This window comes from Salmonella sp. JXY0409-18 (assembly GCF_020268625.1).
GTDB lineage: Bacteria > Pseudomonadota > Gammaproteobacteria > Enterobacterales > Enterobacteriaceae > Salmonella > Salmonella enterica.
Genome location: NZ_CP084216.1, coordinates 782,891 through 801,848, shown reverse-complemented (window position 1 = coordinate 801,848; position 18,958 = coordinate 782,891). Strand labels below are relative to the sequence as shown.

Annotated in this window: 21 protein-coding genes and 1 other RNA gene; 9 read left to right on the top strand and 13 right to left on the bottom strand. The window is 53.6% G+C overall.

Annotated elements, in window-relative coordinates:
* Nucleotides 1-3 precede the first annotated feature (3 nt).
* Nucleotides 4-582 (bottom strand): YecA family protein, encoded by a 579-nt coding sequence (locus tag LDB27_RS03885; protein WP_000027236.1) that lies wholly within the window; start codon nucleotides 580-582, stop codon nucleotides 4-6.
* Between the two features lie 166 nt (nucleotides 583-748).
* Here LDB27_RS03885 and zapA point away from each other — a divergent pair, with 166 nt between their 5' ends.
* The 3 genes from zapA to LDB27_RS03870 all read left to right on the top strand — a co-directional run bounded on the left by zapA (nucleotide 749) and on the right by LDB27_RS03870 (nucleotide 1,920).
* Nucleotides 749-1,078, top strand: a complete 330-nt coding sequence (gene zapA, locus LDB27_RS03880) for a cell division protein ZapA (protein ID WP_001276011.1) — start codon at nucleotides 749-751, stop codon at nucleotides 1,076-1,078.
* A 41-nt stretch (nucleotides 1,079-1,119) separates the two neighbouring features.
* A non-coding RNA gene (gene ssrS / locus LDB27_RS03875) (6S RNA) lies at nucleotides 1,120-1,303 on the top strand.
* A gap of 20 nt (nucleotides 1,304-1,323) precedes the next feature.
* A complete protein-coding gene (locus LDB27_RS03870) occupies nucleotides 1,324-1,920 on the top strand; it encodes a 5-formyltetrahydrofolate cyclo-ligase (protein WP_001528060.1) in 597 nt (198 codons plus the stop codon).
* Nucleotides 1,921-2,300: 380 nt separating this feature from the next.
* On the opposite strand, the gene serA is transcribed toward LDB27_RS03870, so the two are convergent.
* Both serA and rpiA read right to left on the bottom strand, forming a co-directional pair.
* Entirely contained in the window at nucleotides 2,301-3,533 is a 1,233-nt protein-coding gene (gene serA / locus LDB27_RS03865) for a phosphoglycerate dehydrogenase (RefSeq protein WP_001151627.1), read from the bottom strand.
* Nucleotides 3,534-3,799: 266 nt separating this feature from the next.
* Complete coding sequence (rpiA, locus tag LDB27_RS03860; RefSeq protein WP_000189741.1) at nucleotides 3,800-4,459, bottom strand: ribose-5-phosphate isomerase RpiA; 660 nt, start codon at nucleotides 4,457-4,459, stop codon at nucleotides 3,800-3,802.
* Nucleotides 4,460-4,612: 153 nt separating this feature from the next.
* On the opposite strand from rpiA, the gene argP reads away from it, so the two are divergent.
* Entirely contained in the window at nucleotides 4,613-5,506 is an 894-nt protein-coding gene (argP, locus tag LDB27_RS03855) for a DNA-binding transcriptional regulator ArgP (protein WP_000828345.1), read from the top strand.
* A 167-nt stretch (nucleotides 5,507-5,673) separates the two neighbouring features.
* On the opposite strand, the gene LDB27_RS03850 is transcribed toward argP, so the two are convergent.
* From LDB27_RS03850 to epd, 6 genes are all read right to left on the bottom strand, one after another.
* Nucleotides 5,674-6,420 (bottom strand): oxidative stress defense protein, encoded by a 747-nt coding sequence (locus LDB27_RS03850; RefSeq protein WP_000669859.1) that lies wholly within the window; start codon nucleotides 6,418-6,420, stop codon nucleotides 5,674-5,676.
* A 93-nt stretch (nucleotides 6,421-6,513) separates the two neighbouring features.
* Nucleotides 6,514-7,149, bottom strand: coding sequence for an arginine exporter ArgO (gene argO, locus LDB27_RS03845; RefSeq protein WP_000626876.1), 636 nt, complete (start codon nucleotides 7,147-7,149; stop codon nucleotides 6,514-6,516).
* A gap of 200 nt (nucleotides 7,150-7,349) precedes the next feature.
* Nucleotides 7,350-8,210 carry a small-conductance mechanosensitive channel MscS gene (locus LDB27_RS03840; RefSeq protein WP_000389833.1) on the bottom strand — a complete coding sequence of 287 codons (861 nt, stop codon included), beginning with the start codon at nucleotides 8,208-8,210 and terminating at the stop codon, nucleotides 7,350-7,352.
* A 222-nt stretch (nucleotides 8,211-8,432) separates the two neighbouring features.
* Nucleotides 8,433-9,512 carry a class II fructose-bisphosphate aldolase gene (gene fbaA / locus LDB27_RS03835; RefSeq protein WP_000034387.1) on the bottom strand — a complete coding sequence of 360 codons (1,080 nt, stop codon included), beginning with the start codon at nucleotides 9,510-9,512 and terminating at the stop codon, nucleotides 8,433-8,435.
* A gap of 101 nt (nucleotides 9,513-9,613) precedes the next feature.
* Nucleotides 9,614-10,777, bottom strand: coding sequence for a phosphoglycerate kinase (gene pgk / locus LDB27_RS03830; RefSeq protein WP_000111274.1), 1,164 nt, complete (start codon nucleotides 10,775-10,777; stop codon nucleotides 9,614-9,616).
* A gap of 21 nt (nucleotides 10,778-10,798) precedes the next feature.
* The gene (gene epd, locus LDB27_RS03825) at nucleotides 10,799-11,845 is read right to left on the bottom strand and encodes an erythrose-4-phosphate dehydrogenase (protein ID WP_000218329.1); all 1,047 of its coding nucleotides are present in this window, start codon (nucleotides 11,843-11,845) and stop codon (nucleotides 10,799-10,801) included.
* Between the two features lie 373 nt (nucleotides 11,846-12,218).
* Here epd and LDB27_RS03820 point away from each other — a divergent pair, with 373 nt between their 5' ends.
* The 5 genes from LDB27_RS03820 to LDB27_RS03800 are packed head-to-tail and all read left to right on the top strand — an operon-like array spanning nucleotide 12,219 to nucleotide 15,304.
* Nucleotides 12,219-12,644 carry a PPC domain-containing DNA-binding protein gene (locus tag LDB27_RS03820; RefSeq protein ID WP_000218562.1) on the top strand — a complete coding sequence of 142 codons (426 nt, stop codon included), beginning with the start codon at nucleotides 12,219-12,221 and terminating at the stop codon, nucleotides 12,642-12,644.
* A gap of 25 nt (nucleotides 12,645-12,669) precedes the next feature.
* Nucleotides 12,670-13,248, top strand: coding sequence for an ECF transporter S component (locus LDB27_RS03815; RefSeq protein ID WP_000124005.1), 579 nt, complete (start codon nucleotides 12,670-12,672; stop codon nucleotides 13,246-13,248).
* Nucleotides 13,249-13,956 (top strand): energy-coupling factor transporter transmembrane component T, encoded by a 708-nt coding sequence (locus tag LDB27_RS03810; protein WP_000553266.1) that lies wholly within the window; start codon nucleotides 13,249-13,251, stop codon nucleotides 13,954-13,956.
* Entirely contained in the window at nucleotides 13,944-14,621 is a 678-nt protein-coding gene (locus LDB27_RS03805; RefSeq protein ID WP_001530229.1) for an ABC transporter ATP-binding protein, read from the top strand. Before LDB27_RS03810 ends, LDB27_RS03805 begins: the two co-directional genes overlap by 13 nt.
* Nucleotides 14,615-15,304, top strand: a complete 690-nt coding sequence (locus LDB27_RS03800) for an energy-coupling factor ABC transporter ATP-binding protein (RefSeq protein ID WP_000956933.1) — start codon at nucleotides 14,615-14,617, stop codon at nucleotides 15,302-15,304. Before LDB27_RS03805 ends, LDB27_RS03800 begins: the two co-directional genes overlap by 7 nt.
* Here LDB27_RS03800 and LDB27_RS03795 read toward each other — a convergent pair.
* The 4 genes from LDB27_RS03795 to LDB27_RS03780 form a co-directional block, all read right to left on the bottom strand.
* On the bottom strand, nucleotides 15,273-15,989 hold the full coding sequence (locus LDB27_RS03795; RefSeq protein WP_000401540.1) for a nucleoside/nucleotide kinase family protein: 717 nt from the start codon (nucleotides 15,987-15,989) through the stop codon (nucleotides 15,273-15,275). The genes LDB27_RS03800 and LDB27_RS03795 overlap by 32 nt on opposite strands.
* Nucleotides 15,974-16,495, bottom strand: coding sequence for an MltR family transcriptional regulator (locus LDB27_RS03790; protein WP_001530277.1), 522 nt, complete (start codon nucleotides 16,493-16,495; stop codon nucleotides 15,974-15,976). The genes LDB27_RS03795 and LDB27_RS03790 overlap by 16 nt, the downstream gene beginning before the upstream one ends.
* A gap of 213 nt (nucleotides 16,496-16,708) precedes the next feature.
* A complete protein-coding gene (glpX, locus tag LDB27_RS03785; protein WP_001519647.1) occupies nucleotides 16,709-17,680 on the bottom strand; it encodes a class II fructose-bisphosphatase in 972 nt (323 codons plus the stop codon).
* On the bottom strand, nucleotides 17,677-18,951 hold the full coding sequence (locus tag LDB27_RS03780; protein WP_000853168.1) for a zinc-binding dehydrogenase: 1,275 nt from the start codon (nucleotides 18,949-18,951) through the stop codon (nucleotides 17,677-17,679). The genes glpX and LDB27_RS03780 overlap by 4 nt, the downstream gene beginning before the upstream one ends.
* Nucleotides 18,952-18,958: the final 7 nt, after the last annotated feature.

Sequence of the window (18,958 nt, the reverse complement as noted above, 5' to 3'; positions counted from 1 at the left end):
TTCTTAGTGTAGCGTCGGTTTACGCACTTCCGGCGCGGTCGGCTGTTGGCGCGTGAAAGTGTCATGACATAACAGCGCCGCAACACGGACATATTCGATGATCTCTTCGAGCGACATCTCCAGCTCTTCCTGATCTTCGCTCTCATCATAACCAAGCTGCGCAATATTACGCAGGTCGTCAATCGCTTCACCCGTTTCGCCGGTGACTTTATCAAGTTTAGGCTGCGTTACGCCGAGGCCAAGCAAAAAGTGGTTAACCCACCCGGCTAATGCATCAGCGCGATCGAATACGCTGACATCGTCGCCTTCAGGCAGATAAAGCTGAAAAAGAAAGCCGTCGTCTTCCAGCGCGTCGCTGGTCGCCGCGTGCATTTTGCGCAGCGCCTGAGCAAGCTCATGCCCGAAGGCCAGACCTTCGTTCGTCAGGTCGTGCAACAGCGGCTGCCATGAGCTGTCGTTGTTGCCGCCGCAAATCATCCCGCTGATTAAACCATGCATTTCAGCCGGGGTCAGACCGGCCCCTTGTTGATTCAAAAACCGGTTCATTTCGTTGTAACCAGGCATTTCGTTCTGTATAGACATAAGCATTCGTCATCAAAGGGAGGATATTCATGATATGCTACCACTTTGGACCCTGGTGAACCAGAAAAGGGCTTGTATCTTCACACCAGGGTAGCTATAGTGTCGCCCCTTCGCGGACCTTGGGTCTGGAGACGAAGGCAGCGCAGTCAATCAGCAGGAAGGTGGCATGTCTGCACAACCCGTCGATATCCAAATATTTGGCCGTTCACTGCGAGTGAATTGCCCGCCTGACCAAAGGGATGCGTTGAATCAGGCTGCGGACGATCTGAATCAGCGGTTGCAAGATCTGAAAGTTCGCACTAGAGTCACAAATACTGAGCAGTTGGTTTTCATTGCCGCATTGAATATCAGCTATGAGTTAACTCAGGAAAAAGCGAAGACCCGCGATTACGCGGCGAGCATGGAACAACGTATTCGGATGCTACAACAGACCATCGAACAGGCGTTGCTTGATCAAGGTCGCATAACCGAAAAAACGGGCCAAAACTTTGAATAACACTTTTCGCTTTACTATGGTAAAGTGATTGTGAAAACAGAATTTCTCTGAGATGTTTGCAAGCGGGCCAGTCCCCTGAGCCGATATTTCATACCACAAGAATGTGGCGCTCCGCGGTTGGTGAGCATGCTCGGTTCGTCCGAGAAGCCTTAAAACTGTGACGACACATTCACCTTGAACCAAGGGTTCAAGGGTTACAGCCTGCGGCGGCATCTCGGAGATTCCCCTTCTGACTGGCAACAGCCATGACGCAACTTCCCGAACTCTCTTTATCACGACAAGAAATCCGCCGAATGATTCGGCAACGTCGCCGTGCGCTAACGCCAGAGCAGCAACGCCGCTTTGGTCAACAGGCCGCCGCCCGAATGCTCAGCTTTCCTCCCGTCGTGATGGCGCACACTGTCGCCGTGTTTCTCTCCTTTGATGGCGAACTCGACACCCAGCCGCTGATAGAACAGCTATGGCAAGCGGGCAAGCGCGTCTACCTTCCGGTTCTTCATCCCTTCAGCCCCGGCAACCTCCTGTTCCTGCACTATCATCCGCAGAGTGCACTGGTGACCAACCGCTTAAAGATCCGGGAGCCACGGCTTGATGTCCGCGACGTATTGCCGCTGGCAAAGCTGGATGTGCTGGTAACGCCGTTAGTGGCGTTTGACGAAGGCGGGCAGCGCCTGGGGATGGGCGGCGGATTTTATGACCGTACGTTGCAAAACTGGCAGCAGCATAAGATCCTACCTGTGGGCTACGCGCATGATTGCCAGTTAGTGGAAAAGCTGCCGGTTGAAGAGTGGGATATCCCGCTGCCTGCGGTGGTAACGCCATCCAAAATTTGGGAGTGGTAGCCGTGTTTTGCCGATTGACAGCGTCGCTTTTTTAACCTAAATTTCTCGGTGAAGGGTGAGGGAGGCGAACCTCCCTCCTGCGTACTCACTGTTAATATGCTGGGCAAGCGATGATTAACAGGATCAGCAGCATGATGACGTATCTCATCATCGTCCCTTTCCTTTTTAGAGCCCCTGCTTCGGTAGGGGCTTTCCCGTTTCAGCGCTATGCTGAGCCCTTATCGTAAATTCCTTTTATTGCTGTACAACACGCAACGCTGCCTTTAATTACCAATTGCGGCAAGGCTCGAAAACAGAATGTATGCGTTACACGAAGAGATGTTGAGGCAGGGAAACCAGAGAAAGGATGGGCAGGTCATCTCCTGCCCATTTAGAGGAAATTAGTACAGCAGACGGGCGCGAATGGTGCCCGGAATCGCCTTCATCGCCAGCAGCGCTTTCTCCGCCACATCGCCATCGGCTTCTATATCAATCACCACATACCCCATTCGGGCGGAGGTTTGCAGATACTGCGCGGCAATGTTAACGCCCTGCTCGGCAAAGATCTGGTTAAGCGCGGTCAATACGCCCGGGCGGTTTTCGTGGATGTGCATCAGGCGACGACCGCCGTGCAGCGGCAGCGACACTTCCGGGAAGTTCACGGCGGACAGCGTCGAGCCGTTATCCGAGTACTTAATCAGTTTTCCTGCGACTTCCAGACCGATGTTTTCTTGCGCCTCCTGCGTCGAGCCGCCGATATGCGGCGTCAGGATCACGTTATCGAATTCGCACAGCGGAGAGGTAAACGGATCGCTATTAGTGGCCGGTTCCGTCGGGAAGACGTCGATAGCCGCCCCCGCCAGATGTTTCGTCGCCAGCGCGTCGCACAAAGCCGGGATATCCACTACCGTACCGCGCGCGGCGTTAATCAGCAGCGAACCCGGCTTCATCAGGGCAATCTCTTTTGCGCCCATCATGTTTTTGGTGGAGGCGTTTTCAGGTACGTGCAGACTGACCACATCGCTCATATTCAGCAATTCAGACAGGTGCTGCACCTGAGTTGCGTTACCAAGCGGCAGTTTATTTTCAATATCATAGAAATAGACATGCATCCCCAGCGATTCCGCCAGAATGCCCAACTGCGTTCCGATATGGCCGTAACCGATAATGCCAAGCTTTTTACCGCGCGCTTCGAACGATCCCGCCGCCAGTTTATTCCATACGCCGCGGTGCGCTTTGGCGTTCGCTTCCGGCACGCCGCGCAGCAGCAGCAATAGCTCGCCAATCACCAGCTCCGCCACGGAACGGGTATTCGAGAATGGCGCGTTAAAGACCGGAATACCGCGCTTTGCCGCCGCATTTAAATCCACCTGGTTGGTGCCGATGCAAAAACAGCCAATCGCCACCAGCTTCTCTGCGGCGTTAATCACTTCTTCTGTCAGATGAGTACGGGATCGCAGACCGATGAAGTGGGCATCGCGGATGGACGCTTTCAACTGTTCAGCGTCCAGCGCGCCCTTGTGATATTCAATGTTGGTGTAACCTGCCGCACGAAGGCTTTCCAGCGCCTTTTGATGCACCCCTTCAACCAGCAGAAATTTAATTTTATCTTTCTCCAGCGATACCTTTGCCATTTCCCCGATCCTGTCTTTTTTTGCCATCTGATGTTGTGTGTGGATTTGCATCCGTCCTTCAACATATCAAAAAAAATTATCACGGCAATATGAACGTTTGCGCCAGCGTCGTGAAGGAATCGCATACAGCGGGAAATAGCAGATGAAAATACCGGGAATAACTTTTTCTTTGGAGGGATCGGCAGGGCAAACGATTAAACGTGATACATGTCACCAAATTTGCCCTGACCGAATTTTTTACGCGGCAGGAAATACGCCTGGCGGGATCATTTTACGATGGTTTTCACCCCGTCCGGCGTGCCGATCAGTGCGACATCGGCGCCACGGTTGGCGAACAACCCTACGGTCACGACGCCTGGAATCGCGTTAATGGCGTTTTCCAGCGCGATGGGATCAAGGATTTCCATCCCATAAACATCCAGAATCACGTTGCCGTTATCCGTGACCACGTTCTGACGGTACTCCGGACGCCCGCCCAGCTTCACCAGTTGACGAGCGACCGCGCTGCGCGCCATCGGAATCACTTCGACCGGCAACGGGAATTTGCCAAGAATATCCACCTGTTTAGAGGCATCCGCAATACAGATAAATTTCTCCGCCACGGAAGCAATAATTTTCTCACGGGTTAATGCCGCGCCGCCGCCTTTGATCATCTGCATATGACCGTTGATTTCGTCCGCGCCATCGACATAGATACCCAGGCTATCCACTTCGTTGAGATCAAACACATGAATACCGAGGCCTTTGAGTTTTTCAGTCGAGGCGTCCGAGCTGGAGACCGCGCCTTCAATCTGGCCTTTCATTGTGCCCAGCGCATCAATAAAGTGTGCGGCCGTTGAGCCTGTACCAACGCCCACAATGGTGCCGGGCTGTACATACTGAAGTGCCGCCCATCCTACCGCTTTTTTCAGTTCATCCTGCGTCATAGATCGTTTCGCCTGTGGTGTGAAAATACAGCCGCATTATAGAACATTGTCGGGAAAAATCTCCGTGTCCGTACACAGGCTACGGATTTCATCTGTACCGACGGCAAATTTATGTCATAGTGCGGAAAAAAATAACAGGAGCATGACACAACAATGAAACGTCCGGACTACAGAACACTACAGGCGCTGGATGCCGTTATACGTGAACGAGGATTCGAGCGCGCCGCCCAGAAGCTGTGCATCACACAATCCGCCGTCTCACAGCGCATAAAACAGCTTGAGAATATGTTCGGACAACCGTTGTTGGTGCGTACCGTTCCTCCTCGCCCCACGGAGCAAGGGCAAAAATTACTGGCTCTGCTGCGTCAGGTTGAACTGCTGGAAGAAGAGTGGCTGGGCGATGAACAAACCGGCTCTACACCGCTGCTGCTGTCGCTGGCGGTTAACGCCGATAGTCTGGCGACCTGGCTGCTTCCGGCGCTGGCGCCGGTGCTGGCGGACTCCCCTATCCGTCTCAATTTACAGGTGGAAGATGAAACGCGCACGCAAGAACGTCTGCGGCGCGGCGAGGTGGTGGGCGCGGTGAGTATTCAGCATCAGGCGCTGCCCAGCTGCCTGGTAGACAAACTGGGCGCACTCGACTATCTGTTTGTCGCGTCAAAGCCGTTTGCCGAGCGCTATTTCCCCAATGGCGTTACCCGGTCGTCGCTGCTGAAAGCGCCCGCCGTCGCGTTCGACCATCTGGATGATATGCATCAGGCCTTTTTGCAACAGAATTTCGATCTACCGCCCGGCAGCGTGCCGTGCCATATCGTTAATTCATCCGAAGCGTTTGTACAGCTTGCGCGTCAGGGCACGACCTGCTGCATGATCCCTCACCTGCAGATTGAGAAAGAGCTGGAAAGCGGCGAGTTGATCAACTTAACGCCTGGTTTGCTACAGCGCCGGATGCTTTACTGGCACCGCTTTGCCCCGGAAAGCCGAATGATGCGCAAAGTGACCGACGCGCTGCTGGAGTACGGGCACAAGGTGCTGCGTCAGGATTAGCCTCTCTATGAATGCCGGATGGCGGCGTGAACGTCTTATCCGGCCTGCATAACCCATTATTCTCCCGCCACTTCTTTGAAATTCATCACAAAATCATTGCGTTCAGGCGGCAAAAACCGAGAACACCGGGAGAAAACGCGGCCTGGAAGCGCCCAGGCCGGGCGAGATTACTGCGTGCTGGCGGCCGTTGTCGACGTCTGCCCTGTTCCAGGTTCAAGCTGGAATACCACATCGACCTGATCGTCGAACTGAATGGTCGGCTGCTCGTAAGTTTCCTGCGCGGATACCGGCGCAGCATCTGCGGCTTTCATCATTCGCACCACCGGACTCGGCTGATAATTAGAGACATGGTAACGAACGCTGTAAACCGGCCCCAATTTGCTGTTAAAACCGGCTGCCAGCGCTTGCGCCTGATGAATCGCGTCATCAATGGCGGCTTTGCGGGCCTTGTCTTTATAGGCGTCCGGTTGCGCCACGCCCAGCGATACCGAACGAATCTCGTTCAGACCCGCCTTCAGCGCGCCGTCCAGCAGCGAATTGAGTTTATCTAACTGACGCAGCGTCACTTCAACGGTTCGCACCGCGCGATACCCTTTCAGAATGCTTTTACCGTTTTGGTAATCATAATGCGGCTGCGTGCGCAGATTCGCCGCGCTAATGTCTTTTTTCGCAATCTGATTTTGCTCAAGGAAGGAAAGATATTGCGCCACGCGCTCATCGGCCTGCTTCTTCGCCGTCGCCGCATCCTTCGCCGCGACGTTCACTTCAATCGCTAAGGTGGCGATATCAGGCACAGCATCGACGCTTGCCGTACCGGAAGTCACGATGTGCGGGCCTTCCGGCAATTCGCTTGCCTGCGCCGACATTGCACTTAAACCCACTAATGCCGCCAGGGCCATCACTTTGAACTTCACAGTCTCTCCTCCATATTGCAGTCATTGCCCTGATATACAGGGCGCATGCAGGCAAGCTTAGCGGATATCGGCCTGTTGTCCATCAGACAACGCTTAGTTGAAAAGCGCGTGCATATGCGCGACGCCTTCCCGCGCCAGTTGGAAGGCGATAAGCCACATCACCACCCCAACCAGAATGTTGATAATGCGTTGAGCTTTCGCCGTACGCAGTCGAGGCGCAAGCCAGGCCGCCAGTAGCGCTAACCCAAAAAACCATAAGAACGACGCGCTAATCGTGCCGAGAGCAAACCAGCGCTTTGGCTCCATAGCCAGTTGCCCGCCGAGACTGCCCAACACGACAAACGTATCCAGATAAACGTGCGGATTCAGCCACGTTACCGCCAGCATCGTAGCAATAATTTTCCAGCGCCCCTGCTTCATAACCTCGGCGCTGGCCAGCTCCAGATTACTGCTCATTGCCGTTTTCAGCGCGCCAAAACCGTACCATAACAAGAACGCGACCCCGCCCCATGTGACCAGCGCCAGCAGCCACGGCGACTGCATCAGCAACGCGCTGCCGCCAAAAATACCGGCGCTGATCAGGACTAAATCACTTAACGCGCAAAGCAGCGCTATCATGAGGTGGTACTGGCGACGAATTCCCTGATTCATCACAAACGCATTTTGCGGGCCAAGCGGAAGGATCATGGCGGCGCCAAGGGCAAGCCCTTGAAAATAATAAGATATCACGTTAACTACCCTGAGCTGTTTTTCTTAAAGGCAGACTATAGCGCGGGAATATTATTAGCGGAAATTGATAATTTTAATCACTAATAAGAAAAGCTAATGAAGAGACTGAATAACGGATGGCGGCTACGCTTATCCGCTCAATAACCAGAGAATACTGGAGGCGGATAAGCGCAGCGCCGGCAGGCAGCGCGGGAGAAAAATTACTCCGCGGCGTTATCTTTCACACGTTTAAAATTGACGTCCATCTGCGGGTACGGGAAGCTAATACCAGCGGCGTCGAATTCACGTTTAATACGTTCCAGCACGTCCCAGTAGACATTTTGCAGGTCGCTGCTTTTACTCCAGACACGCACCACAAAATTAATTGATGAGGCGCCCAGCTCATTCAAACGTACCGTCATTTCGCGATCTTTTAAAATACGATCGTCGGACTCGATAATCGTCGTTAGCAGCTGTTTCACCTGATCGATATCCGAATCGTAGGCCACCCCAATAATGAATTCGTTACGGCGAACCGGCTCACGAGAATAGTTGATGATATTTCCCGCGATAATTTTGCCATTCGGAATCACAATAATTTTGCCGTCTACCGCGCGCATTGTCGTGGAAAAGATTTGCACGTTCAGTACCGTACCGGCAACGCCGCCCAAATCGACATACTCACCGGCGCGGAACGGACGGAACATAACCAGCAATACCCCAGCCGCAAGGTTAGAGAGCGATCCCTGTAATGCCAGGCCAACGGCTAAACCGGCGGCGCCCAGTACGGCAATAACCGAGGCGGTTTGAACCCCCACGCGACCCAGAGCCGCAATCAGCGTAAAAGCGATAACCCCATAGCGCACCAGCGCAGAAAGAAAGTCGGCCACTGTCGCATCAATATGACGCGCACGCATCAGACGATTTACCGTATTGGAGATCACGCGCGCTACAATCAAGCCGATGATGATAATAGCGATAGCCGCAACAATATTCACAGCATAGCTGAGCAATAACGCCTGGTTGCGTACCAGCCAGGTGCCCGCACCATTTATGCTGTCGACAACATTCAAATCTTCCATTCAATATTCCTTGGTCATAGCAAAACAAGCAAATGAGATCATTCTCACGAAAAGAACTTTTTAAAGGTAAACAAAAACAGAGGAATATGCCATTTTTCGGCATCATCCCAAAAAAGGCAGGTACACTGTGAGTTGGCCGGATGAAAGCGTTAACGCCGCTCTCCGGAAATAACGATAAAAAAATGGCTTCCCGAGGGAAGCCATTTTAATCAACAGACTACATTACAGAACGTCAATCGCGTTCAGTTCTTTAAATGCTTTTTCCAGACGAGCGATCATCGAAGTCTGGCCAGCACGCAGCCATACGCGCGGGTCATAGTATTTCTTGTTCGGCTGATCTTCGCCTTTCGGGTTGCCCAGCTGGCCTTGCAGATACGCTTCGTTTTCTTTGTAGTAGTTCAGAACACCTTCCCAGGTTGCCCATTGGGTATCGGTATCGATGTTCATTTTCACTACGCCGTAGCTTACGGAGTCTTTGATTTCCTGAGCAGTAGAACCGGAACCGCCGTGGAAAACGAAGTTCAGGCTGTTGTGCGGCAGGTTGTGTTTCTTAGAAACATACTCCTGAGAATCACGCAGAATGGTCGGGGTCAGAACCACGTTACCCGGCTTGTAAACGCCGTGTACGTTACCGAAGGAAGCGGCAATGGTGAAACGCGGGCTGATTTTGCTCAGCTCAGTGTACGCGTAATCAACATCTTCCGGCTGGGTGTACAGGGCAGAAGCGTCCATGTGGCTGTTGTCCACGCCGTCTTCTTCGCCACCGGTGCAACCCAGTTCGATTTCCAGAGTCATGCCAATTTTGGACATGCGCGCCAGGTATTTGGAGCAGATTTCGATGTTTTCATGCAGAGACTCTTCAGACAGGTCAATCATGTGAGAAGAGAACAGCGGTTTACCGGTAGCCGCGAAGTGTTTTTCACCCGCGTCCAGCAGACCGTCGATCCACGGCAGCAGTTTCTTGGCGCAGTGGTCAGTGTGCAGGATAACCGGAACGCCATAATGTTCAGCCATCTGATGAACGTGATGCGCGCCAGAGATAGCGCCCAGGATTGCCGCGCCCTGAGGTACGTCAGTTTTCACGCCTTTACCCGCGATGAAGGACGCGCCGCCGTTGGAGAACTGAACGATGACCGGTGCTTTAACTTTTGCAGCGGTTTCCAGAACAGCGTTGATGGAATCAGTGCCCACGCAGTTAACTGCCGGCAGAGCAAAATTGTTTTCTTTTGCTACCTGGAACACTTTCTGTACGTCATCACCAGTGATCACGCCTGGTTTTACGAAATCAAAAATTTTAGACATGTTTCGTTGTCCTGTATCGTCGGGCTTTGGGAAAAAACACGGGCCGCCCTGAATGTCAGATCGGCGATAAATCAACGGGCAGGAATCCCTGCCCGTAACGATTACTTCTTAGCGCGCTCTTCGAGCATCGCTACGGCTGGCAGAACTTTACCTTCCACGAATTCGAGGAATGCGCCGCCGCCAGTAGAAATGTAGGAAATTTTGTCAGCAATGCCGAACAGGTCGATTGCCGCCAGGGTGTCGCCGCCGCCAGCGATGGAAAACGCTTCGCTATCAGCGATGGCATTCGCCACGATTTCAGTCCCTTTACGGAAGTTCGGGAACTCAAACACGCCAACCGGGCCGTTCCACAGAATGGTTTTGGCATTCTTGAGGATTTCAGCCAGCTGCTGAGCGGAAGCATCGCCGATATCCAGGATCTGCTCGTCTTCTTTCACGTCGTTAACGGATTTCAGAGTCGCCGGTGCGGTTTCGGAGAACTCGGTGGCAACGCGAACATCGGTCGGAACCGGGATATCGCAGGTGGTCAGCAGACGTTTTGCTTCGTCAACCAGGTCAGCTTCGTACAGGGATTTACCGACGCTGTGGCCCTGAGCGGCAACGAAGGTATTGGCGATACCGCCGCCGACAATCAGCTGGTCAGCGATTTTAGACAGGGAATCCAGAACGGTCAGTTTGGTAGATACTTTAGAACCACCAACGATAGCCACCATCGGACGAGCCGGCTCTTTCAGCGCTTTACCCAGCGCATCCAGTTCAGCGGCCAGCAGCGGGCCTGCGCACGCGACGTCAGCAAATTTGCCGATACCGTGGGTAGAAGCCTGCGCGCGGTGCGCAGTACCAAAGGCGTCCATCACGAATACGTCACACAGGGCGGCATATTTTTTAGACAGCGCTTCGTCGTCTTTCTTTTCGCCTTTGTTAAAGCGAACGTTTTCCAGAACCACCAGCTCACCTTCGGCCACGTCGACGCCGTCCAGGTAATCTTTGACCAGGCGAACCGGGTTAGACAGTTTGTCTTTCAGGTAGTTAACAACCGGCAGCAGAGAGAATTCTTCGTTGTACTCGCCTTCGGTAGGACGACCCAGGTGGGAAGTTACCATCACTTTCGCGCCCTGTTTCAGAGCCAGTTCGATGGTCGGCAGAGAGGCGCGGATACGCGCGTCGCTGGTCACTTTCCCTTCTTTAACAGGTACGTTCAGATCCGCACGGATAAAAACGCGTTTCCCGGCCAGATCCAGATCGGTCATCTTAATTACAGACATGGTGAATCCTCTCAATGATGCTTAAAGTTTTGTCGACGCTGACGCGTCGAGCCTGAAACCAACTGCGGCCATCGCTAACGTGGTGTCGAGCATCCGGTTAGCAAAGCCCCATTCATTATCGCACCAGACCAGCGTCTTGATCAGGTGGGCGCCACTGACCCGGGTTTGCGTGCCATCAACAATGGCGCTGTGCGGGTCGTGGTTAAAATCTATCGAGACCAACGGTGATTCCGTATAGTCAACTATACCATGAAATGCACCTTGTGCTGCTTTTTGCAGCAACTGGTTGACTTCACTGGCTTTTACTGGTTTTTTCACCGTTACGCTTAAATCGATCGCCGTCACATTAATGGTTGGAACGCGCACCGCAATCGCCTCAAAACGATCGTTAAACTGCGGGAATATACGCGTAATGCCTGCCGCCAGTTTCGTATCTACCGGGATAATCGACTGGCTGGCCGCGCGCGTGCGCCGTAGATCGGAGTGATACGCGTCGATCACCTGCTGATCGTTCATCGCGGAGTGGATCGTCGTGACGGTACCAGACTCGATGCCGTAAGCATCATCCAACAATTTAATGACGGGAATTATGCAATTCGTGGTACAGGACGCGTTTGAGACAATACGATGTTCCGCACGCAGTTGGTTCTGGTTCACGCCAAAAACGACGGTGGCGTCAAGATCGTTGCTGCCCGGATGAGAAAAGAGCACTTTCTTCGCGCCAGCGGCAATATGCGCCTCGCCATGCTCCCGGTTGCCATATACGCCCGTACAATCCAACACGATATCCACGCCCAGTTCGCGCCACGGCAGATCCGCCAGCGTTCGTTCATGCAGAATACGAATGACATCGTCGCCGACAAAAAGCTGCTCGCGCTCGTGGCGAACCTCCCATGCAAAACGCCCGTGGCTGGTATCGTATTTCAACAAATGCGCCATGCCTGCGGCATCCGCCAGCTCGTTGATGGCCACCACGGTAATTTCCGCCCGACGTCCGGATTCATACAAAGCACGAACCACGTTACGCCCGATGCGACCAAAGCCATTAATCGCTATGCGTACGGTCATAGGTCTCCTGCAAGGCTATCCCGATTCAGATGAGGCTGACAGAGTAATGCAGCTCATCGTCGAGTAAAACCTCACCTGTCGCAAACTGCGACTGATTGGTTAATTGTCGAACATTTAATTAACTGAAACGCTTCAGCTAGAATAAGCGAAACGGGGAATAAAAGGAATGTTTGTCCAGTCGAAGAAGACAGTTATCTGACCTGCATCACATTTCATGGCCGCTTACGCTGCAATTTATTCCATATTTAAGAATCACCAGTACATCCGTCAGATCTTTTCATCGCCGCGTCACAAATACTGATTTATATCAGAAAGCGCTGCCGCCAGCGTCTATATTATCAGCGCCACGTCCGAGTCTCGGAGTCCTGTAACGATGACTGTATCTCACCACAATGCCTCTACAGCGCGCTTTTACGCGCTTCGTCTGCTTCCCGGCCAGGAAGTGTTTTCCCAATTACACGCCTTTGTGCAACAGAACCAATTACATGCCGCCTGGATTGCAGGGTGTACCGGCAGTCTGGCCGATGTTGCGCTGCGTTATGCCGGGCAAGAGGCGACCACATCGCTCACCGGCACGTTTGAAGTTATCTCGCTAAACGGCACGCTTGAATTGACCGGCGAGCATCTACATCTCGCGGTATCAGATCCCTACGGAGCCATGCTCGGCGGCCATATGATGCCAGGGTGTACCGTGCGTACCACGCTGGAACTGGTTATCGGCGAACTACCAGCGCTGACGTTCAGCCGTCAACCGTGCGCCATTTCCGGTTATGACGAACTGCATATTTCTTCCCGTTAATTGACGACTCTTTAAGAGGTACTTTATGGCGCGTCGCCCGTTTTCCAGCCAGTCTCTGGTGCTGATTGTCATCGCTATTGCCATCAATATGATTGGCGGACAGCTTATTAGCATGTTGAAGCTGCCTATTTTTCTCGACTCGATCGGCACCTTAATTAGTGCGGTGCTGTTAGGGCCGTTCATCGGCATGTTGACTGGGCTTCTGACCAACTTGCTGTGGGGGCTTCTTACCGACCCTATCGCTGCCGCGTTTGCCCCGGTAGCGATGGTTATCGGTCTGGTCGCCGGGTGGCTGGCGCGCGCAGGCTGGTTTCGTACCCTGCCCAAAGTGGTCGTCAGCGGCGTCGTCATTACGTTAGCGGTGACGCTGGTCGCCGTACCGCTTCGTACCGCGCTTTTTGGCGGCGTTACCGGTAGCGGCGCTGATTTATTCGTCGCCTGGATGCATTCAATGGGCCAAAACCTGGTAGAGTCGGTCGCGATTACCGTCATAGGCGCTAATCTGGTCGATAAAATTCTGACGGCGATCACCGTTTGGGTGCTGCTGCGTCAGCTACCGTTACGTACGACACGGCATTTTCCTGCGATGTCAGCCGTACGCTAAATGCATCCGTTTACCTCGTTAACCTTATGGGCGCTGGCGGCCTGCACCACGCTGCTACTCCCTGCGCAGACCGTGCTCCCGGTTTATAGCGCGGCGGCCTTCCTCTGTCTGCTGGCGCTGAAATCAACGCGGCGGCGGGCGAAGTATGTCGCCTGGCTGATGCTGTCTTTAGGGTTTGGGCTATGGCTGGTACATGGCGGTTGGCTAACGGAATGGATAAGCGGGCAGCCTCGCGATCCGCAACGCTGGATATATGCCGTTACGCTATGGCTACGCCTGCTGGCGATCGTGTCGACGTCGCAGCTATGGATGCAGTATGTGCCGGTTCAGCGGTTTATTCGCGCCCTGTTCGCTTCACGTCTGCCCCCCGGCATCGCTTACCTGTTCGCTGGCCCGCTGCTGGTCGTCGAACAGCTCAAACGACAACTGACGATCGTTTATGAAGCCCAGCGCGCGCGCGGCGTACCTCTGGATGAAGGCTGGTATCAGCGGCTACGGGCGATGCCTGCGCTGATCGTGCCGCTTACGCAAAATGCGCTTAACGATCTGACAATACGCGGCGCGGCGTTGGATATGCGGGGGTTTCGGCTGCATCGAGCCCGAACCACGCTGTGGGCGCCGAAAGATAGCGTGTTACAACGGGTTGCGCGGTATGGCATGGTACTGCTAATACTGGCGGAAGCGGGAGTATGGATATGGTTACGTTAGAGCAGTTTCGTTATCTTCCGTCCGATGCGACACGCCCGCCGGCATGTTTTGATTTCCACTATTCAACACCCGGAATAGTGGCAATAGTCGGCGATAACGGCAGCGGAAAAAGTACGCTGGCGCAACTGATGGCTGGCTGGTATCCGGATTATCTTCCCGGCGATATTGACGGCACAGGCTTACTGCTTGGCGTCCCTATCGGGCGGCTCCCGCTGGTAGAACAGTCGCCCACCATCCAGTTGGTGCAGCAATCGCCATATTTACAGCTTTCCGGCTGTACCTTTAGCGTAGAGGAAGAGGTGGCGTTTGGCCCGGAGAATCTCGGCCTCCATGAAGCGGAAATTCTACGGCGCATTGACGAGGCGCTGACCCTGACAAACTGCCAGTCGTTACGCCATCGCCATCCCGGCACGCTCTCCGGCGGCGAAACGCAGCGGGTAGTGATTGCCAGCGCGCTTGCCATGCAGCCCAGGCTATTAGTTCTTGATGAAGCCTTCAGTCGGCTGACGTCAGCGGCCACCGGGGCGCTGCTGGAACGGTTACAACAGTGGGCGCTGGAACGTCATTCTCTCATTGTGCTTTTTGAGCGTAATCATTTTCCTTTTCTGACGCGATGCCAGCGGGTATGGCAATTGCGTGACGGAGCGCTAACCCCATTATGTTGACGTTAAATCAGGTCGCTTATCGCTGGCCGAATGCCGCAGCTGACTGTCTGCACGCTATCTCGCTTGAACTTCAGGACGGCGAATGGCTGGCGTTGACCGGCGATAACGGCGCGGGAAAATCAACGCTGTTACGGATTATGTCCGGCCTGCTTTCCCCCACTTCCGGCTCGGTAACGCTTAATGGAGAGCCGATTTCGCAGCTTAAAAATCGTCAACGCGCCGCCGCTATCGGCGTACTCTTTCAGGAAGCGGAAAACCAGATTTTCCACAGCAATGTCGCGCAAGAGGTCGCTTTTGGGCTGAAACTACAACGCTTATCGGCGGAGGAAATTTCACGGCGCACGCAGGCCGCGCTGCGGTTATGTCAGCTAACGGACGTCGCCGAGGCGCACCCGCTCGATCTGCACGCCGCGCAGCGCCGGATGGTGGCGGTCGCCAGTCTGGAGGCGATGGCGCCGCCTGTGCTATTGCTGGATGAACCCAGCCGGGATTTTGACGCCCACTGGCTAACCGTATTTGAACACTGGCTGGCGACATGCCGGGCACGGGGAACCAGCGTCGTGGCGATTAGCCATGACGCTGCGTTTACCCGGCGTCATTTTTCACGGGTGGTACGGCTGCATAATGGCGCGATAACGCCGCGTAACATCATTAAGGACACGCCATCCGATATTCGCCCGTAGAGGTCATTTCCAGCATGAGATCGGCTGGCAGGCTACTTTCCAGCACCCGGCGCACATTTGGGCCGTCGGTGCGTTCATAAAAGGTTTCCGCCTCCGCCTGTGATAATCCTCCCGCCAGTTTACGTCCAATCAACCGGGCGCGTAAGGTTTCCGCCGGGGCGCGAATAAATAATGAGAAATCGCAAAACTCCGCTAACGCGCGCCATCTGTCGTCATCCCGCAGGAGCCAGTTTCCTTCCACAATCACGATCGGCGCCGTGACCATAACAGCGTGTTCCACCGGGTCGTGCCACTGTCGGTCGTACTGCGGCCAGGTCGCTTCGCCAGCCCGCACCAGACGCAGATTTTCCGCCAGCTTATCAACGTCAAAGGTTTCCGGCGCGCCTTTACAGGCACGTAAATGATGCGCCTCCAGCCAGCGGTTATAGTAATGAAAGCCATCCATGGGAAGCGTTTGAATTTCCGGCAGGCCAGCATCCTGACGAGAGAGATATTCCCAGAAGGTGGTCAGCGTGGATTTGCCTGTGCCGGGCGGCGCGCTAAGAAAAACGATGGTACGGCGCTCAGGTTTAGCGGCATGTATTTTAGCCAGTTGTTGCAGTAAGGGCTTGTGAACCTTCTCTATTTCATCATCATGATAATGTGCTTCAACGTGCAGCCCATTAACCGTTAATGCGATTTCCACGGCGTTAATTCCTTTAAAATTGTCGTTACCGCCAGCGCCATCGCCGTTTTGACCATACCGGTAAAGCGCACCTCAGACCACGCGGCGAAGTCGGCAAACTTCATCGACTCCAGCGCGCCATATAAGGGCGCATTACGGGTAATACAGTTAACGTTACTGATGAAGTCCCAGGTAATGTCGTCGGCAAAACCGGGAATCGCGTCCTGTTCATGCAGGTACTGATAAAACTGAGAAAAATGGGTGATGTCAGCGTAGAGCCATTTATCCATTTTCCCCAGCGCATAAATCAGACGTAATGCAACGTCGATATCGTCAAGCGGCCCGCTTTGGGCGAGTAACGGCTTCACTGCATATTCCACAATTTCTTCATCATTATCGACAAACAGCGACGGCAGAAAGCGCTTAATGCCCTGGAGCAAAATGTTATGTGCCGTCGTCATAAACGAAAGTAAATTATTTTGAGCATCCAGTTGCTCAAGCACATCGTCTTCTGTCAGCGTCGTCATTTGTGTCCCGATATACTCATCGTCTTTCAAGCTACAGGTGGGCGTGGACTTGCCACCGTCCTTCATCCTGAAAAGCCCAGAGTATATACCCTAAATAATTCGAGTTGCAGACAAGCGGCAAGAGAGAGAACCACCAGGAGCTTACATAAGTAAGTGACTGGTGTGAACGCGCGTCGCCAACGTACTTGCAACGTGAAGAATGACGGGGATAAGTCACCATGAATGCAGAGAGTCTATAATATTACACGTTCGATCTGCGCTACCAATCAGTAAAGTTTGCGTGCGCACACCGTTCGCAACCCGTTGGATCCCGTTAACCAGATCGCCGCCCGTAACGCCCGTCGCGCTAAAGAGAATGTCGTTACCGGCAGCCAGTTCGTCAAGGGAGTAGACGCGGTTAACCGCAACGCCCATTTCTTCGCAGCGTTGACGCTCCTGTTGCGCCACCAGGCGGTTGTCAGCGTTGTCCCCTTTCGCTTCACAAAAGTCGAGCAGCTCCGCCTGCATATCACCGCCCAGCGCTTTTACCGCACAGGCGGAAATTACGCCTTCAGGCGCGCCGCCAATGGTATACATCAGATCATAAGGGTTATCCTGCAAACAGGTCAGGACGCTGGCCGCTACATCACCATCGGGGAGAGCGAATACCTTAACCCCAAGTTGCGTCGCCTGTGTAATGGCCGGTTTCAGCCGCGGTTTATCTAACGTGACCATACGCAGATCCTCCAGCGGCTTATTTAGCGCCCTGGCGACATTTCGCAGATTATCGGTTAACGATAACGCCAGATTGATCACGCCTTTCGCCTGCCGATTTACAACCAGCTTTTTCATATACATATCGGGCGCATGTAACAAGCTGCCCCGGGGCGCAAACGCCATGACGGCCAGCGCATTACTTTGTCCCATGGCGACCATTCGGGTGCCTTCTATAGGATCGACGGCGATATCCACCTCCGGCCCCTCGCCGTTACCCACCTCCTCGCCAATCCACAGCATGGGCGCATGATCGATTTCCCCCTCGCCGATGACGATCCGCCCACGGATGGCGATATCATTCAATGCCTGTCGCATCGCGGTAACAGCCAGCCCATCAATTCTGTTCTTATCGCCGCATCCCGTTTGCGGCCAGGCAGCCAGTGCTGCCTGCTCCGTAATGCGAAATAGCGGCCATGCCAGAGACATCATGCCGCCTCCCCGATATCCACGCCAAATTGCGCCAGCAGGTATCTTTCCGCTTTTTCGTTCCAGATGCCGTGCGTCTCTTCAACCAGACGCGCCAGCTCCCTGAACAACGGATCCGTTTTTCCTTTTTCGGCGAAATCAGTAATCGCCGTCAGCGGCATGGTGACGCCGTTATAGATAAGCTTCTTACCGCCGGGAATATCCGGCAGGTTGAGTACGGTGTCCGGTACTGCATCCAGCCCACCAATATGCGTCACCATGAATGAAGGCTGAAGCTGTCCTGTTGCGCTTAACGTAATAGCCTCTTTCATATCCTCCGTGGAGCCGCCGGATGTCCCTACGACATGGGTACTGTTGTAATGCACATTGTAGAAATTAAACGGTACCTTGAACTGGCTATCTGTCGGCCCGGCAAAGAAATTCAGGCAACCGTCTTCGGCGAGAAGATCGTCAGCCATTTCAACGATGGACGGAACGGCGGCATAAACAAAGACATCATCAAATCCTGCGCCATCGGTTAATGTCCGAAGTTGCGCAGCAGGATCAGCCATGCCCGCGGTATTCACATAGATAAGCTCAATGCCCTTCTCAGCGGCCTGTTTGACCGGCAGCAGTTTTTTAGCCTGCGCCAGGCGGGCTTCATCGATATCGACCACCACAACTCGCGCCGGCTGGATCCCGCCGTTAATGGCATAATCAATCGCACCAATGCCCATCGGTCCGGCACAGGCCAGGAGCGCGATATTACCGCCGGGTTTGACTCCCATCCGATGTTCATAAACATAAGGTGTTGTATGGTAATTGGCGTTATAAGCGCCAATAATGCAGCACATCGGTTCCGCCAGCGATGCCGCGGCAAAATATGAGCCGTGATACGGTAAAACACAGCCCAGATTAATCGCTACTTCCGGGATTATCATGTACGTGGCGTTACCACCAAAATATTCGTAACTGTAGCCAGCAGAATAACCGCTCGGCAGGCCCATCGCCGGTTGTAAAACAAAACGCTGTCCTTTTTTATATTTATCAGTCAGATTTTTTCCTACTTCGACGATAATTCCAGCACATTCATGCCCCGTAATGACTGGATGATTTTCCAGATCATCTGGCACTCGTTTATGTTCACTGCCTAATAAAGCGGCTTTCCAGGTAGAGAGACATACGCTGTCGGAAATTACGCTTACGAGCAGTTCATTCTCCGTAATGTCGGGTAATTCAAACTCACGGATACGGACATCCCGCTTGCCATATATAGCAGCTACTTTCGTTTTCATATTTACT